A 342-nucleotide genomic window follows, 5' to 3' on the forward strand; every position below is an offset into this window, starting at 1 on the left:
ATCTAACGGTAGCCAGTGAGGTTACCGACGGCAATATTACGGTATCGGGTACTTCCACCGATATGGCCGAAGGTACAGAAGTGACCATTACAATCACCGATAAGAACGGTGACAGCGTTGAAACCACAGCAACTGTTGCAGCAGATGGTACCTATACGGTTGATGCCGATATCTCCGGCCTGGTGGATGGTGAGTTAACCATCAATGTTGCCGCTGAAGATAACAACGGTACTGAACAGACGGCTTCCACTAACGATGAATTAGACAATGTTGAGGGCAGCCTGAGTGTTGCCGGCGAAGCTGATGGCGGAAATCTGAGCTTGTCGGGTACGTCTTCGGACT

At 50.3% G+C, this 342-nt stretch carries 1 protein-coding gene; it reads left to right on the forward strand.

Annotated features, from left to right (window positions below; all coding sequences use genetic code 11):
- Positions 1-342, forward strand: a 342-nt coding sequence (locus L8G48_RS13700; RefSeq protein WP_443986728.1) for a hypothetical protein, incomplete at both ends; no start/stop codon positions are given.

The sequence above is a fragment of the Idiomarina aminovorans genome, from assembly GCF_023155095.1.
In the GTDB taxonomy this organism is placed as follows: domain Bacteria; phylum Pseudomonadota; class Gammaproteobacteria; order Enterobacterales; family Alteromonadaceae; genus Idiomarina; species Idiomarina aminovorans.